Below are 17,096 nucleotides of genomic sequence, written 5' to 3'. Positions count from 1 at the left end.
ATTATTCTTTTTTGTGCCTTGCCTGTAGCATTTCAAGCATTTTTAAGGTAGTGTTCCAGTTGCGTACGGTGCTTTTTAAGCCCAGTTTGCTTTCAATAAAAGCATTGGTAAGTTTACTGTCTGCTGCACTTTGTGCCAGTTTTAAATACAATACTGCGCCAATGGTTTTAAATTCATCATCACTGCGGTTATACTTTTTCATCTGATCCATGCCCTGCACAGTGGGCTCTCCTGTTAAAAAAGCCACATGAAATTTTTTAATTCCCGATGGCTCGGGTTCGGCACTGGTATAAGGGTTATTGGCAATAGCCTTTGCCACCTCGGCCTCTTCAAATACAAAAATGCCTACATTATGCCCATATTCTTTATACATAAGCATTTCAAGGTCTTTGGCAATTTTAGGCTTGCTTGTTTCTTCACTTTCAAAAACCACATTGCCGCTTTGAATATAGGTTTCTACATTTTTATATCCCTCGGCATGCATTAATTTTTTTAAGGCATCCATTTTTATAATGTTGTGTCCGCTTACGTTAATGCCGCGAAAAAGTGCTAAATATACAGGCATAGTATTTTGCTAAATGATTAATAGCAAAAATAGCTTATTTTTGCCGCATGGGAAGAAAGACAACAGATAAGATTATATTTAATAATGTAGATGTGCTTGATGCGGGTGCCAAAGGTGTATCTGTAGCTAAAGCACCTGACGGAAAAGTTATTTTTATACCTAATGTAGTGCCGGGTGATGTGGTAGATGTGCAAACATTTAAAAAACGTAAAGCATATTATGAGGGCAAGGCAGTACATTTTCATGAATACAGTGCCGACAGAGTTATACCTCCATGCCAGCATTTTGGTGCCTGTGGTGGCTGCAAATGGCAAAACATGCAGTATGAAAAGCAGCTATATTACAAAAACCGTGAGGTATATAATCATCTCAAACGTATTGGTAAAGTAGAATTACCGGACTTTGAACCAATTAAAGGCAGCGAGAAGGAGTTTTATTACCGCAATAAAATGGAGTTTTCGTTCTCTAACGCACGCTGGATGACAGAAGAAGAGGTTAAGAGCGGTGCTGAGTTTGATAATCGCAATGCGCTCGGTTTTCACATTCCGCGCATGTGGGATAAGATTTTAGATATTACCCATTGCCACCTGCAGGAAGACCCAAGCAACGCTATTCGTAACGCAGTGAGGGATTTTGCAAATGAGCATGGCATGGAATTCTTTAACCCTCGCGAACACAGTGGTCTGTTGAGAACGCTTATGTTGCGTACAGCAAGCACTGGCGAAATAATGGTTCTTATACAGTTTTTTGATGATAACAAAGAACAGCGCGAAGCCCTGCTTGATCATCTTGCTTATACATTTCCGGCAATAACATCGTTACAATATGTTATTAACCAAAAGGCTAACGACACCCTTTATGACCAAAAGATAGTTTTATATAAAGGACGTGATTATATTCTTGAAGAGATGGAAGGCTTAAAATTTAGCATTAATGCTAAATCTTTCTACCAAACTAATAGCGAGCAGGCATACCAGCTTTACAGTATTACCCGCGATTTTGCAGGCTTAACAGGTAATGAGCTCGTGTATGACCTTTACACAGGTACCGGTACAATTGCCCAGTTTGTGTCACGTGATGCAAGAAAAGTGGTAGGGGTAGAGTCGGTTCCGGAAGCTATTGCTGATGCAAAAGAGAATGCAAAACGCAATAATATTACCAATTGCGAGTTTTTTGTGGGAGACATGAAAGATGTGTTTAATGCGGAATTTATTGATACCCATGGACACCCGGATGTTATTATTACCGACCCACCGCGCGATGGTATGCATAAAGATGTGGTTGACCAAATATTGCGTATAGCACCTGAAAAAGTAGTATATGTTAGCTGTAATTCAGCCACTCAGGCGCGCGACCTTGCCCTAATGGACGGGGTTTATAAAGTTGTGCGTGTGCGTCCGGTAGATATGTTTCCGCAAACACACCACGTAGAAAATGTTGTACTTTTACAAAAACGATAATTAAGGCATTGCCATAATGAAAAGACTTATAGGTTCTGTTTCGCTGTTACTGGTTCTTAGCTGCTATTTGCTTAGTTGCGAAAAGGACGACCTTTGCCCTGAAACAACTCAAACCACATCACGTTTGGTACTTGGTTTTTATAGCGAAACCAATCATGAAGCCCCACAGGCAGTTACAAGACTTCAGGTATTTACAGAAGGGAGCCAGGATACTATACAACTAAGCACAATCGATGAAGTAAGCCTGCCACTGAGAACAGATGCTACTTCTACAAAATGGGGGTTGATATATAACAGACCAGTAGCTGATGGGTATGAACCAAATACTGATTTTTTAGAGTTTAAGTACACGACACGTGAGGAGTATGTATCGAGAGCGTGTGGATATAAAGTGCTTTTTACTCTAGAAGACGATACCGATCTTTTGCCTAACCCTGTTTTAACCGATACTCCTGCCGGAGGTGGCCGATGGATAGACGGAACCGAGATTTTAGAAACTAATATAGAAAACGAAAATGACATACATATCAAGGTTTATTGGTAGCCTGCTGTTGTTGCTGTCTTTTTCGGTAATGGCACAACAAAATGAAAAACAGCTGCCCAAAACTCCTGCCGATAGTGTGGCAGTTGCTGCTGCACCTGTAAAAAAAGACCGTTATGGTATAAGGGTTGGGCTGGACCTGTACAGACTTAGCCGTTCTTTTTATGAAGACGGTTTTAGGGGAATTGAGGTTGTGGCTGATTACAGGCTTACCAAAAAATGGTATGCCGCAGCCGAACTTGGTAATGTAAAATTTACTGTAGATGATACCCAGCTTAATTTTACAACAAACGGAAGCTATTTAAAAGTAGGTTTTGATCATAATGTTTACGAGAATTGGCTTGACATGGAGAATATGATATATGTGGGTTTCCGTTACGGCTTTGCATCATTTAGCCAAAACCTTAATTCTTATAAAATATATCAAAATTCTGCGTTGGATGATATTGACGATACTACCACTCCAACTAATTATTTTGATGAAGTGACTGTGTATACTGATCGAAATTACAGCGGTTTAACAGCCCATTGGGTTGAATTAATAGGTGGTGTAAAAGCAAAGCTTTTTAATAACCTGTTTCTTGGATTTAGTGTGCGCCTTAACGGGTTGTTGTCTGAAACTAAACCATCTGGTTTTGACAATCTTTACCTGCCAGGTTTTAACCGTACTTATGATGGCAAGTTTGGCGTAGGATTCAACTACACGCTTTCGTATTTTATTCCGTTATATAAAAAGCAAATAGCTAAAAAGGAAGAAGCTCCCACACCTAAAAATTAGAAAAGTAAACTGAATTGCCGTAAAGTATTTTGTTATGAAGAAGAAAATAAACGAACAGGCACTAAGAAAAGACAGTACGGTTAATAAAATACAATTTGACAAAGAATGGTTTTATGCTGTAAAAGATATGGAAGATTATCTTGACGAAGATCTTACAGGAATTGAGTGTATTACATTACCCATGACGATTGACGGTTTTAGGTATAATGTTAAATGCTCTACCTGGGAAGACATAACAAGATTTTTGCAAAAAGAACCCCTTGAAGATTTTAAAGGCAGTGTTTTGAAAGATAAAAAATTACTGAGCAAAACGTTGAAGACCAATAAGAAAACCTGACAATGTAATAATTGTCAGGTTTTTTATGTTTGACGAAAAAACTTTTAAATGAATTTTACTTCAAGAATGTCAATTTCGTTCTCTTTTACTTCGTTATCAGTATCTGCAATAATGTTAATGCCCGAAACACAAAGCGATTTCACTTTTTTAGTTCCTGTTTTAGCAAGTTTTTCAAAATTAGAAGGATGCAGCATCAGCATTACATTTTCTGACAGGGCATTGGCAAGAATAAAATTTTTAATAGTGGCTAAGTCAATGTTCGTTCTCATGTCAATAAATTTTTTAGGTTGTTTGTTTTACAAATATCCCTTTTAAACTTTTAAAAAATTTGTAATACAATCCTAATAAAACTTTAAAATTGATAAACAGGTTTTAAGAACAATTAAGTATCGTGTCTAAATGCGTGCCCTTTCTGTATTCCCAGTTTTTGCATTTTAGAAATCAGGGTAGTGGAGGGCAAACCCAATTTTATTGCTGCACCATTTGGACCTGAGATCCTGCCATTACACATTTTTACAACCTTTAAAATGTGTTCTTTTTCAACCTCTTCGAGTTTCTTTATATAATGATCGCTGTCTGTGCTGTTTAAAATACTACTTGTTTTAGGAAATGCCATTTCGGTTATTGTCTTTCCTTTTGTTAGCAGAATACTTCTTTCGAGCGTATTCTTTAATTCCCTAACATTCCCCGGCCAGGTATAAACCATCATTGCCCTCAATACTTTTGGTGATAGAGTCATATTCTTACGACCGCTTTTACTGCAAAAGCTGTCAATAAAATAGGAGCTAAGTGTTTCTATATCTTCTTTTCGTTCTCTCAGTGCGGGCAATTCTATCGGAAAGATATTGAGCCTGTAAAACAGATCGGCCCTGAATGAGCCTTTTTCTACTTGCTGAGCAAGATTTAGGTTTGTAGCAGCAATAATACGCACATTCACTTTTATTGTAGTAGTGCTGCCTATGCGCTCAAACTCGTTTTCCTGCAACACACGCAGCAACTTTGTTTGAAGTATTAATGGCAGTTCTCCAACTTCGTCAAGAAAAAGAGTGCTGTTATTTGCCTGCTCAAACTTACCTATACGTCTTTCGGTCGCTCCTGTAAAACTTCCTTTTTCATGCCCAAAAAGTTCGCTTTCAATAAGGTTAGCTGGTATAGCAGCACAGTTTACCCGGATCATTTTTTTATCGCGGCAAAATGAGTTGTTATGAATGGCCGTTGCAATAACTTCTTTACCCGTACCGCTTTCGCCCAAAAGCAATACTCCCGAATGTGATGGAGCTACCTGTTGTACTAAGCTTAAAACTTTTTGCATGGCTTCACCACGACCAATAATACCTGAAAGGCCGTCCCTATTAATAACCTCCAAATCGGGAGTTTCATTTACTACCTGCACGTCGGGACTTAATTTTTCATTTGCTTTCAGGGTTTTAAGATGTTCCTGAATTTGTTGGGTTACAATAATATTGGTCACCGTTAATGCAAGTTGCATCGATATGCCTTTTAAAAGCCGAAGCGCAGCTCTTGTAAAACTATCTGGTCTTTTGTAAAAAGCAAATACTACTGTAGGGTTGTTTGGTTGATAATGAAGGGGTATAGTGACCATTTGTTTTATACCCGAATTATAGGCCGTTTCTATAAAGGCAGGTAGGTTGCCTTTTTTATAATTTAAGTTCGAAAGATTCTGGACAACCGGATCCGCCGAATGAAGTGCGGTACCAAAAAGTCCATCGCTAACATTGTATTTTTTCTCTGCTAACTCAGAAGATACAGACAGACCATCCTGAAAAAAAACAAAATATTCTTTTTCTTCGCTGTTACTAACACATATAGCAAAGCTTTCGCATTCAATATTTTCACTAACCTTTTTTATTACCGCCTGTAAGGTTTTTACATCGGTTACCTGAGACAATGCATTACAAATGGTCAATTGCAGCAAATGGTCTTTTTCCCTTTCCTGAATGGCTTTCAAAATAGCATCGGCCTGGGGATTTTTTTGCTGCATATTGGTTTAGGGTTGATTGATACAATTTCGTGAAAATACTTATATTAAATTCTATAAATACAGGGCCGAAGAACGATCAGTTTTTAAAAACTAATTGGTTTGCCTGTTCTATTTCGTCCTGTATGATTGTGTGCGGAATATTGTCATATACTTTTACATTTACCGTAGCTCCCATAGTTTTAAACAACTCGGCAGTATCGTTAGCACGTTCCACAGGTACATGAAAATCAGGATCACCGGTTCCTATAAAAACAGGTGTGCCATCAAAATTGCCTGTATAATTTTCATCATATATTTTATCGCCAATAACACCACCTGTAAATATAACGATACCTCCATATTTTGCAGCATTACGGGCTGTAAATTCGGCAGTAAGGCATGCCCCCTGAGAAAAGCCCAGAAAGTATATATTTTCTTTACCTATTCCTTGATTTTCAATATATGATACTGTTTCACTTATTGTGTTAAGTGCATTGGTCAAATGAGGTTCATTATCGGTGGGTTTGGCAAGAAACGACAAAGGATACCATGTGTTGCCCGGAGCCTGTGGGGCAACTAACGAAAAACCATCAACATTTAAATAGTTGGCTATAGAAAGTATATCCTGTGCCGCGGCACCGCGGCCATGTATCATTATTAAAGCTTTTTTGGAACTGGCCAAAGGTTCTCCTTTTATAACTGTATTATTCATTTTCATTTTGTTTTAGCCAAATATCGCTGTATTCTTCGGGATGTTTTTTAAATTGTGCATGTACATATGGGCAAAGCGGAATAACTTTCATGTTGTTTTGCCTTACATGTGCAACCATAGCATCGAGCAATAGTTTGGCATATCCTTTACCCGATGCACTTTCGTCAACTCCTGTATGATATACTGTGAGTTCATCGTTTTTAATACTTATTACCATTTCACCAATTTTTGCATTATCCTCATAAAGATTAAATGCACCATGGTTTTTTTCGTTAAGTTCAAGTTTTATATCTGCCATATGTATTTTAATTTTTGATTAATAATATTCCTGCTGAATGCCCAGTTTTTTCATTTTAGAGTAAAGCGTAGTGGCAGGTATTTTAAGTATTTCGGCAGCACCACCATTACCAAATACTTTGCCTCCGCACATTTTTAATGCAGCCATAATATGTTCACGTTCCATGTCTTCCATCGAAAGTAATACTCCTGATTGTTGAGCAACTACATTATTTCCTGTTGCAATACTTTCGGTATTTTTAATATCAAAAGTTTCTATCTCATTAAAGGGCGTTAGCAATACATAGCGTTCTATAAGATGTTCAAGCTCCCGTATATTGCCCGGCCAGCTATAGTTGAGCAATTGTTGCATGGCGTTATCAGATATTATAGTAACATCTTTTTTTGCTTTAGAAGCGTATTTCCTTAAAAAGTAATAGGCAAGGCTCTCTATATCTTCTTTGCGCTCTTTGAGGGGAGGCAATTCTATTGGGAACACATTGAGCCTGTAATACAGGTCGAGCCTGAAGCGGCCTTCGGCAACTTCTTTTTCGAGAGAGCGGTTGGTAGCCGCAATAACACGAACATTCACTTTTATAGTGTTATTAGCTCCAATGCGCTCAATTTCTTTTTCCTGTAAAACCCTCAACAGTTTTACCTGCGAGTCTAAAGGCAATTCGCCAATTTCGTCAAGAAAGATAGTGCCGTTGTGGGCTTGCTCAAATTTTCCGGTGCGTTGGCTATTGGCACCTGTAAAAGCTCCACGTTCATGTCCAAAAAGTTCTGATTCTATCAATGATTCAGGTAATGCTGCACAGTTTACAATTACAAAAGGAGCATTTTTTCCAGAAGATAATTCGTGTACAGAATGTGCTATCCGTTCTTTACCCGTACCGCTTTCGCCAAGTATTAAAACAGAGGTATCGGTTGGGGCAACAACCCTTATTTTATTGAGTACATCTAATAATTTAGGGCTTTGCCCAATAATACCTTCAATACTTTTAGATACGGGTGCTTTTTTATTTTCATTAATATCGGCAATGCCTTTGTGTATTCCATTGCGATAGCGTGCAATATCAAGCATTACAAGCAGGTCCTTTTCCCTAAAGGGTTTTACCATAAAACCATAGGGTTGTGTGGCCTTAACTGCTTCGAGGGTGGTTTGGTTTGTATTGGCCGATATATACAGGAATGGAATATCCTGTGTGATAAGCTCCCATGCAAGGTCTATACCAGTGAGGTCTCCTTTAAGCATAATATCGAGCAATACCCAGTTTGGCCTTTTAGCATCGATAAGTTTTCGCGCCTGTACTACAGACGATGCTATGCCAATAACCTCATAACCGCTTTTTAAAAGCATTATTTTCAGGTCGTTGGCTACAATAAACTCATCTTCAACTATTAATATTTTTTCTTTCATCAGTACACTATTCGTTATTGTTGTACCAGTTTATTATTCTCCTGAAGGCCTCTGAACAATACAGTAACAGTAAGCCCATTATCATTTTGTACTGTAAATGTTCCGTCAATTTGTGTGCTTAGCCCGGTCATAAGATTCATTCCCAATGAGTTTACGTTGTCAATATCAAAATCATTCGGCAGTCCTATGCCATTATCTGTAACAGTTAATTCATACGACTCTTTTTTTGTCCTTTGTAAAGATATTCTTATTTCAGGATTATCTATACCGTTAAAAGCATGTTTTACACTGTTACTTATGGCTTCATTTAATATAAGTGCCAAGGGTACAGCAATCTCAACATCAAATTCAAAACGGTCGGTGTCTATATCAAAGTTAATCTTTCTCTCAACATCTATATTATCACTAAGATAATTAACCAGCTCGTTAATATACCACGATATGTTTACAACTGCTAAGCTTTCTGACAGATAAAGTTTTTGATGAATTAACGATATGGCATGTATGCGGTGCTGACTGTTTTGTATTGCCATATAGGCATCTTTATTTTCGAGATACGCCAATTGCGAATTGAGCAGGCTTATTACTATTTGCAGATTATTTTTTACACGGTGGTGCATTTCGCCCACCAGCCATTCTTTTTCGTTTAACAGCTTTTGCAGCAGTTCTTTTTGCTGATCTATTTGTTGTTGCTTAAAGAGTATCTTTTTGTTTTTAAACTTTCTGGATCTGTATCCTCCATAAAGTAAAACAAAAATTAGTACAAGCAGTATAAGCTTACCGGCATCCATCATCGTTCCTTCATTTTTAGCATTGCCTATGGTTTGTTTTGATATTTCTGAAATGAGGATTTTCTCTTCATCCTCGTTTTTCTGAGCATCAGAGAATTGTCCTGATATGCTTAACAGCACTATCAGATACCTGCGTATTTTATAAATATCCTGCTCCTTTTCCTTGTTCATAAAAAAACACCTTTACAGTTATTAAACCATAAAGGTGCCTTAATTATAAGATGCTGATAATTAAAAGGGAGCTTATTTATACGAGTCTATTTTATTACGATATGTCGTAAATTTATTGCGTTTTTTTGAAATATTATTTCACAAGTTTATCAAGAGTATATTCAATAAGCTTGTTTACTGCAGCATACGGATCATCACTAAAAGTGCCTGTAGCGCGGTTGGCTATAATGGCATTAAGGGATAATGCATTGTGTCCAAGCAGAGCACAAAGGCCATAAATAGCGGCAGTTTCCATTTCAAGATTGGTAATGCGCTTGCCGTTAAAGTTAAAAATATCCATTTTGTTGTTTAATTCGGCATCCTGTATTGCTAATCTTAATACACGTCCCTGAGGCCCGTAAAACCCTCCGGCAGTAGCTGTTATACCTTTGTGAATATAATCGGTTTCAATAAGTTTCTCAAGCTTTTCGCTGCATTTTATAACATAAGGTTTTCCTTTGCGTATATCCCATTTGGTGTGGTTTAAAAAAGCTTCTTCCATTGCATATTCAGATACTTCCTCTATAAGATAGGAGCGAAGCATGTTGTCAAGACCAAGTCCGTATTGCGACATTACAAAACTGTCTACGGGTATATCGGCCTGTAAAGATCCTGATGTGCCAATTCGCACAATATTAAGCGATGTAAACTCTTTTTTAGGTTGCCTTGTTTTTAGGTCTATATTAACAAGAGCGTCCAGTTCGTTAATAACAATATCAATGTTGTCCGGGCCAATGCCAGTAGACTGTACTGTTAATCTTTTACCTTTATAAATGCCTGTCTGGGTTTTAAACTCACGTTTTTGGGTAGTAAATTCTATACTATCAAAATGTGCGGTAATTTTTTCCACGCGATCCTGGTCTCCAACAAAAATAATATCGTGGGCAATATTTTCGGGTTTAAGGTTAAGGTGGTAAACGCTGCCATCAGGGTTTAATATCAGTTCAGACTGTTTAATTTCCATGGGGAATATTATGTGTTTCTTTAAAAAATATTATTGCTAAAATAAAGAAAGCATTTGCGTTGTGCAAATGCCTTCTATGCTAAATATTTGCAAAGTTTTACCCTCCCACACGCTTTACTTTATAGCCTTCTTTAGTTAGGTAATCCATTACCTTATCCCTAAAGTTGCCCTGTATAATTATCTCTCCATCTTTAGCCGACCCACCCACACCACAAAGCGTTTTAAGCTGTTTGGCGAGAATTTTTAGATCATCATCTGTTCCTTCAAAACCTTTTATAACTGTAGCTACTTTGCCACCACGGTTTTTTTTGTCAAGATGAGCTTCCAGTTTTTGTTGGTTATTAGGCAGGGTTTCCTGTGCCTCATCATTACTGCTAAGGTCAAAATCTTTATTGGTGGAAAATACAAATCCGCCAAGGTCTTCAAGACTGTTTACTTTTTTTGCCATATTTTTGTGGTGGAACGCGGATACCGCAGATTAGGCGGATTTTCGCGGATTTTATTTATTCTTATTTTCAAAAACTTTTCTGATAAACTCAGGCTTTTTACCAAAGTTTAATAAAAGACCGACTTCACAATCAGTGCTTCTAAGATAATTTATGATTTGATGTTCAAACTCTTCAGTTAAGTAATCACACGCTTTTAGTTCAAGTATTACAACATCATTTACAATTATATCAGCAAAATAATCTCCTACAGGTAAATCTTTGTAGTAAACTGTAATTTTTCGTTGTGCCTCAACTTCAAGTCCTCTTGATTTTAACTCGTAGAACATAGCATTTTGATATACCCTTTCCAAAAATCCATAACCAAGTTCATTGTAAACATCGTAAAAAGCTTTTAATATCTCAGATGTCAATTCTTTATAAAGCATTACAGTAATATTTATTGAAAATCTGCAAAAATCCGCCTAATCTGCGGTATCCGCGTTCCATATCTTTTACTTTTTAATCAATCCCAAATCAACCAGCCTTTCATACAAAAACTCTCCCGCAGTAATATCATCATAAAGTTTAGGATGTTCGGTATCAATACAGTTGTCAAGACAGTCCAGTTTCATTTCGCTAACGGGATGCATAAAGAACGGAATAGAATAGCGGGACGTTCCCCAAAGCTCTCTTGGAGGGTTAACAACCTGATGTATAGTAGATTTTAATTTATTGTTGGTATGGCGGCTTAGCATGTCGCCTACATTAATAACCAGTTCGTCCGGCTCAGCAATGGCATCTATCCATTCGCCATTATGGTTTTGAACCTGCAATCCTTTGCCTTGTGCTCCCATAAGCAACGTTATAAGGTTTATATCGCCATGCGCAGCGGCACGCACTGCATTATCAGGCTCGGTGGTTATAGGAGGGTAGTGTATAGGGCGCAATATGCTGTTGCCTTCTGCCACATATTTATCAAAATAAAACTCGTCAAGCCCTAGATATAATGCCAGCGCACGCAAAACATATATTCCGGTTTTTTCAAGCATTTTGTAGGCTTCTTCGCCCACTTTATTAAACTCAGGCAATTCTTTTACTTCTACATTCTCAGGATATTCGCTAAGATATTTAGAACCTTCCTCAAGATACTGGCCAAAGTGCCAAAACTCTTTAAGATCGCCTTCTTTGCGGCCTTTTGCATGTTCTTTTCCAAACGATACATAACCTCGCTGACCGCCAATGCCCGGAATTTCGTACTGTTCTTTAACTTCTACAGGAAGGTTAAAAAAGTTCCTGACTTCAGCATAAAGGCCCTCTACAAGATTGTCGTCAAGAAAATGACCTTTAAGTGCCACAAAGCCTATTTCTTCATATGCTTTTCCGATTTCATTTACAAATTTTTGCTTGCGTTCCGGGTTACCCGAAAGGAAATCACGCAGATCCACGCTGGGAATGTTTTGCATACAATTAGTTTAATTGTTAATAACTTAATTTGGCTTAAAGCCTTGTTAATACAAAGCTAAGCATATTTTTTAAGATAGGCATTGCTAAGTTATTAACAGTACATTATGTTGCTACTTATGTGGTGATATCAGGATATCTACAATTTTTTAATCTCTTAATTTAATGTGTTATTTTTGTGCTATCAAAAATAGATTGATTGAGAACTTCAGTTTTTCCGGCAGTACAAAATATAGATGTTTTTAAAAAGCAGTTGTTGCAATGGGCACAACAGTTTAGAGAAGTAGTTTTTTTAGACAGCAATAATTACCATCAAAAATACAGCAGTTATGATGCAATTTTAGCTGTTGATGCTTTGACATCTATACAAACCGATTACAGTAATGCCTTTGACGATTTCAATACATATCAGCAAACTACAAAAGACTGGATATTCGGATATCTTTCTTATGATCTTAAAAATGATACAGAGGCTTTGCGCTCTGATAACCATGATGATTTAGGGTTTCCTGATCTTTTCTTTTTTCAGCCAAAAAAAATATTTCTGATCAAAGATGATGTCGTTGAGATAAAATATCTTGCAATGTGCGACGACGAGATCGATTTGGATATAGAGGAAATTATGAACTTAAATTCTGACTTTCCAAATCTAAGTTCTCAATTCCCTATAAAGAGCAGAATTTCTAAAGAAGACTACCTCAATAAAGCCCAAAAAATGTTAGAATACATTTACAGGGGCGATATTTATGAGGCCAATTTTTGTATGGAATTTTATGCTGAAGATGCTTTTATCAATCCTCTTAATACTTTTACAAAGCTTAACAATATTTCAGAACCGCCTTTTGCAGTTTATTTTAAAAACTATAAACAGTACCTTTTGTGTGCGTCGCCTGAGCGTTATTTGAAAAAGGAGGGAAATACAGTAATCACACAGCCTATTAAAGGAACGGCAAGGCGTAGTGATAATGCCGTTGAAGATGAAACAATTAAAAATGAATTGCTTAACAACGAAAAGGAACGTTCTGAGAACATTATGATCGTAGATTTGGTGCGCAACGACCTTTCCCATACTGCTAAAAAAGCATCAGTAAGGGTTGAAGAACTTTGCGGAGCCTATGCATTTAAGCAGGTACATCATTTAATTTCTACCGTAATTTCCGAAGCTATCCCTGAGTTCTCTCCTGTTGATATTATCAAAACGACTTTCCCGATGGGGAGTATGACCGGTGCTCCAAAAATATCGGCCATGAAAATTATAGAAGAGTTAGAGGAAACCAAGCGTGGACTTTATAGCGGAGCAGTTGGCTATTTTACTCCGGATGGCAACTTTGATTTTAATGTGGTAATCCGCAGTATTTTGTATAATGAGGCTAACAGATATGTTTCGTTCTCGGTGGGCAGTGCTATAACGGCTGAGGCAATACCTGAAAAAGAGTATGAAGAGTGTTTGCTGAAGGCTCATGCCATGCGTACAGTACTGGAGAATAATCTGTCGTAAAAATTCTTACCTTTGGGAATGCTTTTCGAATTAAAAGACCACTTAAATAAAAAATTACACTTCCTTGCAGGAAAAAAACTTCTGCTTGCCGTTAGCGGTGGTATAGACAGCATGGTTTTGGCACATGTGTTTAAGGAACTTGGTTATGATATTCATATTGCGCATTGCAACTTTGGGCTTAGGGCAGAGGAGAGTGATGGCGACGAACAGTTCATCAGGGATTATGCCACCGGAAATAATATAAAAATATTTGTAACTCACTTTGATACAAAAGCTTTTGCTGATGATACTAAAGTATCTATTCAAATTGCAGCAAGGCAGCTACGCTATGCCTGGTTTAATGAACTGTTAGATCAAAACCAACTTGACTACCTGCTTACAGCACATCATTTGGATGATTCTGCTGAGACATTTCTTATCAATTTTACACGTGGCACCGGCCTTGAAGGATTAACAGGAATACCACAAATAAACGACAGGATTGTAAGGCCATTACTGCATTTTACACGAAGTAATGTTGAGGCTTATGCTATACAAAACAACATACAATGGCGGGAAGACAGCAGTAATGCTTCGAATAAATATTTACGTAATAAAATAAGGCATGATGTAGTGCCGATATTAAAAGAACTTAACCCGTCTTTTGCGGCATCTTTTTTGCAAACACTTACAAACCTGCAGCAGGCACAGTCGCTTGTTCAGGATGCGGCTGTTCTGGTTTACAAACAGGTAGTTACAGAAGAGCATAATCAAAAGCATTTTAATATAGAGCAATTAAAACGCCTGCCTAATTATACAGCCTATTTATATCAATGGTTGTCGCCTTTTGGGTTTGCTGCCTGGGATGATATTTATGCTTTAGCAGATGCTCAATCGGGCAAGTACATTTTATCGGCCAATTACAGGCTTTTAAAAGATAGGAATGTGCTGATCTTAGAGCCATTGTCTCAGGATAATAGTATTGTTTATGAGATAAGTAAAGGGCAGGAAAAAGTAAGTGTACCTTTGCCTATAAAATTTATAATAGCAGAGAAATTAGAAAATGCCACAAAAAATGTAATTTTTGTTAATAATGAATTAATAAAATATCCATTAAACATACGAAAATGGCAGGATGGTGATTATTTTTACCCTTTGGGCATGAATGGCCAAAAAAAGAAGCTTTCTAAGTACTTTAAAGATGAGAAGATGTCTTTGAGTGACAAGGAAAATATATGGCTTTTATGCTCTGAAAATCAGGTAATATGGGTGATAGGAAAACGTGCCGATAACCGATTTAAAGCAACCGAAAAAACAACACAAATTTTAAAAATAGAAGTTTTATAGAAATGAAAAAACTTACAACGGTATTCTTTTTTTTAATTGCAATAGCCCTTCAGGCTCAGGTAAAAGATCCTGTAAAGTGGACATCTAAAATAGAAAAGAAATCAGCTACCGAATTTATACTTGTATTTAACGCCACTATAGAGAACGAGTGGCATATGTATTCTCAGTTTAGCGACGAAAACGGTGCCCTGCCTATGGAAGTGCTGTTTAACAACAGTAAAGGCAATTATACTCCGGTAGGCAAAGCTGCTGAAAGCAAAACCGAAAAAGCTTTTAATGATGTTTTTGGAGTTACAGAAACGTTTTGGAGTCATAATGCCCAGCTTAGGCAAACCATTAAGATTACCAATCCGGCCAATGAAGTTGTTCAGGTCGAATTGGCTTATCAGGTTTGTAAAGAGGTTTGTATACAGGGCAGCAATTTGTTTGAATTCAATATTAAAACTCTCACTTCTAAAGAGGTTAAGAAGTTTGATAAGATAGTACCTGTAGCTGCACCTTTAACAACAACCGTTACTGCCACAGATGCCAATAAAGAAACGAAAACTACTGTTGATACTACAATAGTTACTACCCAAACGGTGTCAGCAGATACAACTGTAATACTATCTTCTAATGAGAAAAAACAGGAAGTAACGACAACTAAATCGACAACAAAGAAAGAAGCAGAAACAGAGAAAGGTTTATTTGCTATTTTCTTTATTGCATTTTTATCTGGTTTTGCTGCATTGCTAACACCTTGTGTATTTCCTATGATACCAATGACGGTTAGTTTTTTTACTAAACAAAGCAAGTCTAAAGCTGCCGGAGTGCGCAACGCCATTATTTATGGTATATCGATAATAGTTATCTATGTGCTTCTGGGGTCTTTGGTAACCGGTATTTTTGGTGCCGACTCGCTTAATGCATTATCTACCAATGTATTATTTAACCTTGTTTTCTTTGTATTGCTTGTTGTTTTCGCCTGTTCTTTCCTTGGGGCTTTCGAAATCATGCTGCCTAATTCGTGGGCAAATAAAGTAGACCGTCAGGCCGATAGGGGCGGTATAGTAGGCATCCTGTTCATGGCACTTGCATTGGCAATAGTTTCTTTTTCATGTACAGGCCCAATAGTAGGTACATTGTTGGTAGAAGCTGCTTCTAAAGGAGGTATAGCCCCAGTGGTTGGTATGTTTGGTTTTTCGTTGGCTTTAGCTTTGCCATTCATGCTTTTCGCTATGTTCCCGGGATGGATGAACAGCCTTCCAAAATCAGGAGGATGGCTTAATACTGTAAAAGTTTTTCTTGGTTTCTTAGAACTGGCTCTTGCTTTTAAATTTTTAAGTAATGCCGATCTTGTATTACAGCTTCATTGGTTGGAAAGAGAAACATTTCTTGCTATATGGATAGCTGTTTTTGGAGCATTGGCTTTATATATGTTTGGAAAAATAACACTGCCACACGATACACCGGGTGGCTACATATCGGTAGGCAGGCTGCTTTTAGGGCTTTTGATATTAAGTTTTACAGTTTACCTGATTCCCGGTTTGTGGGGAGCACCTCTAAAACTTATAAGTGGCTTTCCTCCATCACAAACCTATAGCGAGAGTCCTAATGGTTTTGGTTCAGGCGGCGGCGTTGCATCAGTAGCTGTAGCTTTGCCGGAAAGTGCACATAGCGGCCCTCATGGAATTGCTGCCTTTGAAGATTACAATAAAGCACTTGCTTACGCTAAACAACAAGGCAAACCATTGTTGATTGATTTTACAGGACACGCCTGTGTTAACTGCCGAAAAATGGAGGAAAAAGTTTGGAGTGAAGAGCGTGTATTGTCTATACTTAAAAATGATGTTGTATTGGTTTCTTTATATGTTGACTCGAAAATAGATCTTCCTGAAAGCGAACAATATGAATCTAAAGCGACAGGCAAGTTTGTGAAAACAATTGGCAATAAATGGAGCGATTTTCAAATATCTAAATACAAAACCAATTCGCAGCCATATTATGTTTTAGTAAACGGTGCTGAAGAAAACCTTAATGAACCTGTAGGCTACACCCCCGATGTTGAAGAATATCTTATATGGCTTCAGGGTGGAGTAACAAATTTTAAAAAATAAACCTTACTAAACTATAGCAAAACGGTGTGTCCTTTAAAGATACACCGTTTTTTATTTCAATTCATATTGATTATCAGGTTGTTATTTTTACCGATTTAAAAAATATTTTATTACCCTACTAAATCTATAGGATAATAGTTTTTTATTATATATTTGCGGCAATAAAACACTCACCAATGATACAATACCGACTCTTTAAGAGACCTTACTGTTGTTTTTATCAAAAGCAAAAAAGTTTTAAACGATAAATAA

General features: G+C 37.3%; 18 protein-coding genes. 7 read left to right on the top strand and 11 right to left on the bottom strand.

Annotated elements, in window-relative coordinates; all coding sequences use genetic code 11:
• Position 1: 1 nt before the first annotated feature.
• Positions 2-565 (bottom strand): DUF1697 domain-containing protein, encoded by a 564-nt coding sequence (locus GR160_RS04875; RefSeq protein ID WP_160748697.1) that lies wholly within the window; start codon positions 563-565, stop codon positions 2-4.
• A gap of 47 nt (positions 566-612) precedes the next feature.
• Between GR160_RS04875 and rlmD the strand changes: the two genes are divergently transcribed.
• Genes rlmD through GR160_RS04855 form a run of 4 tightly spaced genes read left to right on the top strand, consistent with a single transcriptional unit; the run spans position 613 to position 3,681 of the window.
• Positions 613-2,025: a 23S rRNA (uracil(1939)-C(5))-methyltransferase RlmD gene (gene rlmD / locus GR160_RS04870; RefSeq protein ID WP_160748696.1), complete on the top strand. Its 1,413-nt coding sequence runs from the start codon at positions 613-615 to the stop codon at positions 2,023-2,025.
• A gap of 16 nt (positions 2,026-2,041) precedes the next feature.
• The gene (locus GR160_RS04865; protein WP_160748695.1) at positions 2,042-2,569 is read left to right on the top strand and encodes a DUF6452 family protein; all 528 of its coding nucleotides are present in this window, start codon (positions 2,042-2,044) and stop codon (positions 2,567-2,569) included.
• On the top strand, positions 2,541-3,344 hold the full coding sequence (locus tag GR160_RS04860) for a DUF6048 family protein (protein WP_202390710.1): 804 nt from the start codon (positions 2,541-2,543) through the stop codon (positions 3,342-3,344). Before GR160_RS04865 ends, GR160_RS04860 begins: the two co-directional genes overlap by 29 nt.
• Positions 3,345-3,378: 34 nt before the next feature.
• Positions 3,379-3,681: a hypothetical protein gene (locus GR160_RS04855; protein ID WP_160748694.1), complete on the top strand. Its 303-nt coding sequence runs from the start codon at positions 3,379-3,381 to the stop codon at positions 3,679-3,681.
• Positions 3,682-3,725: 44 nt separating this feature from the next.
• On the opposite strand, the gene GR160_RS04850 is transcribed toward GR160_RS04855, so the two are convergent.
• The 10 genes from GR160_RS04850 to GR160_RS04805 form a co-directional block, all read right to left on the bottom strand.
• Positions 3,726-3,950, bottom strand: coding sequence for a hypothetical protein (locus GR160_RS04850; RefSeq protein WP_160748693.1), 225 nt, complete (start codon positions 3,948-3,950; stop codon positions 3,726-3,728).
• Between the two features lie 113 nt (positions 3,951-4,063).
• Positions 4,064-5,683 (bottom strand): sigma 54-interacting transcriptional regulator, encoded by a 1,620-nt coding sequence (locus GR160_RS04845; RefSeq protein ID WP_160748692.1) that lies wholly within the window; start codon positions 5,681-5,683, stop codon positions 4,064-4,066.
• Between the two features lie 76 nt (positions 5,684-5,759).
• Positions 5,760-6,374, bottom strand: a complete 615-nt coding sequence (locus tag GR160_RS04840; protein ID WP_160748691.1) for an alpha/beta hydrolase — start codon at positions 6,372-6,374, stop codon at positions 5,760-5,762.
• Positions 6,367-6,672: a GNAT family N-acetyltransferase gene (locus GR160_RS04835; RefSeq protein ID WP_160748690.1), complete on the bottom strand. Its 306-nt coding sequence runs from the start codon at positions 6,670-6,672 to the stop codon at positions 6,367-6,369. The genes GR160_RS04840 and GR160_RS04835 overlap by 8 nt, the downstream gene beginning before the upstream one ends.
• Before the next feature lie 18 nt (positions 6,673-6,690).
• A complete protein-coding gene (locus GR160_RS04830) occupies positions 6,691-8,070 on the bottom strand; it encodes a sigma-54 dependent transcriptional regulator (RefSeq protein ID WP_160748689.1) in 1,380 nt (459 codons plus the stop codon).
• Between the two features lie 14 nt (positions 8,071-8,084).
• Positions 8,085-9,032, bottom strand: a complete 948-nt coding sequence (locus GR160_RS04825; protein WP_160748688.1) for a sensor histidine kinase — start codon at positions 9,030-9,032, stop codon at positions 8,085-8,087.
• Positions 9,033-9,165: 133 nt separating this feature from the next.
• On the bottom strand, positions 9,166-10,035 hold the full coding sequence (locus GR160_RS04820) for a nucleoside phosphorylase (RefSeq protein WP_160748687.1): 870 nt from the start codon (positions 10,033-10,035) through the stop codon (positions 9,166-9,168).
• 97 nt (positions 10,036-10,132) lie between these two features.
• The gene (locus tag GR160_RS04815; RefSeq protein ID WP_160748686.1) at positions 10,133-10,483 is read right to left on the bottom strand and encodes a translation initiation factor; all 351 of its coding nucleotides are present in this window, start codon (positions 10,481-10,483) and stop codon (positions 10,133-10,135) included.
• Between the two features lie 51 nt (positions 10,484-10,534).
• Entirely contained in the window at positions 10,535-10,909 is a 375-nt protein-coding gene (locus tag GR160_RS04810; protein ID WP_160748685.1) for a GxxExxY protein, read from the bottom strand.
• Positions 10,910-10,975: 66 nt separating this feature from the next.
• The gene (locus tag GR160_RS04805) at positions 10,976-11,926 is read right to left on the bottom strand and encodes an isopenicillin N synthase family oxygenase (protein ID WP_160748684.1); all 951 of its coding nucleotides are present in this window, start codon (positions 11,924-11,926) and stop codon (positions 10,976-10,978) included.
• A gap of 197 nt (positions 11,927-12,123) precedes the next feature.
• Between GR160_RS04805 and GR160_RS04800 the strand changes: the two genes are divergently transcribed.
• The 3 genes from GR160_RS04800 to GR160_RS04790 are packed head-to-tail and all read left to right on the top strand — an operon-like array spanning position 12,124 to position 16,844.
• Complete coding sequence (locus tag GR160_RS04800) at positions 12,124-13,422, top strand: anthranilate synthase component I family protein (protein ID WP_160748683.1); 1,299 nt, start codon at positions 12,124-12,126, stop codon at positions 13,420-13,422.
• A gap of 18 nt (positions 13,423-13,440) precedes the next feature.
• Entirely contained in the window at positions 13,441-14,748 is a 1,308-nt protein-coding gene (gene tilS / locus GR160_RS04795) for a tRNA lysidine(34) synthetase TilS (protein ID WP_160748682.1), read from the top strand.
• A gap of 2 nt (positions 14,749-14,750) precedes the next feature.
• Complete coding sequence (locus tag GR160_RS04790; protein WP_160748681.1) at positions 14,751-16,844, top strand: thioredoxin family protein; 2,094 nt, start codon at positions 14,751-14,753, stop codon at positions 16,842-16,844.
• Positions 16,845-17,096: the final 252 nt, after the last annotated feature.

Origin of the sequence: Flavobacterium sp. Sd200 (genome assembly GCF_009826935.1) — a bacterium.
Classification (GTDB): domain Bacteria; phylum Bacteroidota; class Bacteroidia; order Flavobacteriales; family Flavobacteriaceae; genus Flavobacterium.
The sequence above is the reverse complement of the archived record's forward strand: the minus strand, read 5'-3'. Positions and strand labels throughout refer to the sequence as shown.

Excerpts from the sequence above, each read along its gene's own strand:
- GR160_RS04875 (WP_160748697.1), bottom strand. The coding sequence starts at position 565 with ATGCCTGTATATTTAGCACTTTTTCGCGGCATTAACGTAAGCGGACAC.
- rlmD (WP_160748696.1), top strand. The coding sequence starts at position 613 with ATGGGAAGAAAGACAACAGATAAGATTATATTTAATAATGTAGATGTG.
- GR160_RS04865 (WP_160748695.1), top strand. The coding sequence starts at position 2,042 with ATGAAAAGACTTATAGGTTCTGTTTCGCTGTTACTGGTTCTTAGCTGC.
- GR160_RS04860 (WP_202390710.1), top strand. The coding sequence starts at position 2,541 with ATGACATACATATCAAGGTTTATTGGTAGCCTGCTGTTGTTGCTGTCT.
- GR160_RS04855 (WP_160748694.1), top strand. The coding sequence starts at position 3,379 with ATGAAGAAGAAAATAAACGAACAGGCACTAAGAAAAGACAGTACGGTT.
- GR160_RS04850 (WP_160748693.1), bottom strand. The coding sequence starts at position 3,950 with ATGAGAACGAACATTGACTTAGCCACTATTAAAAATTTTATTCTTGCC.
- GR160_RS04845 (WP_160748692.1), bottom strand. The coding sequence starts at position 5,683 with ATGCAGCAAAAAAATCCCCAGGCCGATGCTATTTTGAAAGCCATTCAG.
- GR160_RS04840 (WP_160748691.1), bottom strand. The coding sequence starts at position 6,374 with ATGAATAATACAGTTATAAAAGGAGAACCTTTGGCCAGTTCCAAAAAA.
- GR160_RS04835 (WP_160748690.1), bottom strand. The coding sequence starts at position 6,672 with ATGGCAGATATAAAACTTGAACTTAACGAAAAAAACCATGGTGCATTT.
- GR160_RS04830 (WP_160748689.1), bottom strand. The coding sequence starts at position 8,070 with ATGAAAGAAAAAATATTAATAGTTGAAGATGAGTTTATTGTAGCCAAC.
- GR160_RS04825 (WP_160748688.1), bottom strand. The coding sequence starts at position 9,032 with ATGAACAAGGAAAAGGAGCAGGATATTTATAAAATACGCAGGTATCTG.
- GR160_RS04820 (WP_160748687.1), bottom strand. The coding sequence starts at position 10,035 with ATGGAAATTAAACAGTCTGAACTGATATTAAACCCTGATGGCAGCGTT.
- GR160_RS04815 (WP_160748686.1), bottom strand. The coding sequence starts at position 10,483 with ATGGCAAAAAAAGTAAACAGTCTTGAAGACCTTGGCGGATTTGTATTT.
- GR160_RS04810 (WP_160748685.1), bottom strand. The coding sequence starts at position 10,909 with ATGCTTTATAAAGAATTGACATCTGAGATATTAAAAGCTTTTTACGAT.
- GR160_RS04805 (WP_160748684.1), bottom strand. The coding sequence starts at position 11,926 with ATGCAAAACATTCCCAGCGTGGATCTGCGTGATTTCCTTTCGGGTAAC.
- tilS (WP_160748682.1), top strand. The coding sequence starts at position 13,441 with ATGCTTTTCGAATTAAAAGACCACTTAAATAAAAAATTACACTTCCTT.
- GR160_RS04790 (WP_160748681.1), top strand. The coding sequence starts at position 14,751 with ATGAAAAAACTTACAACGGTATTCTTTTTTTTAATTGCAATAGCCCTT.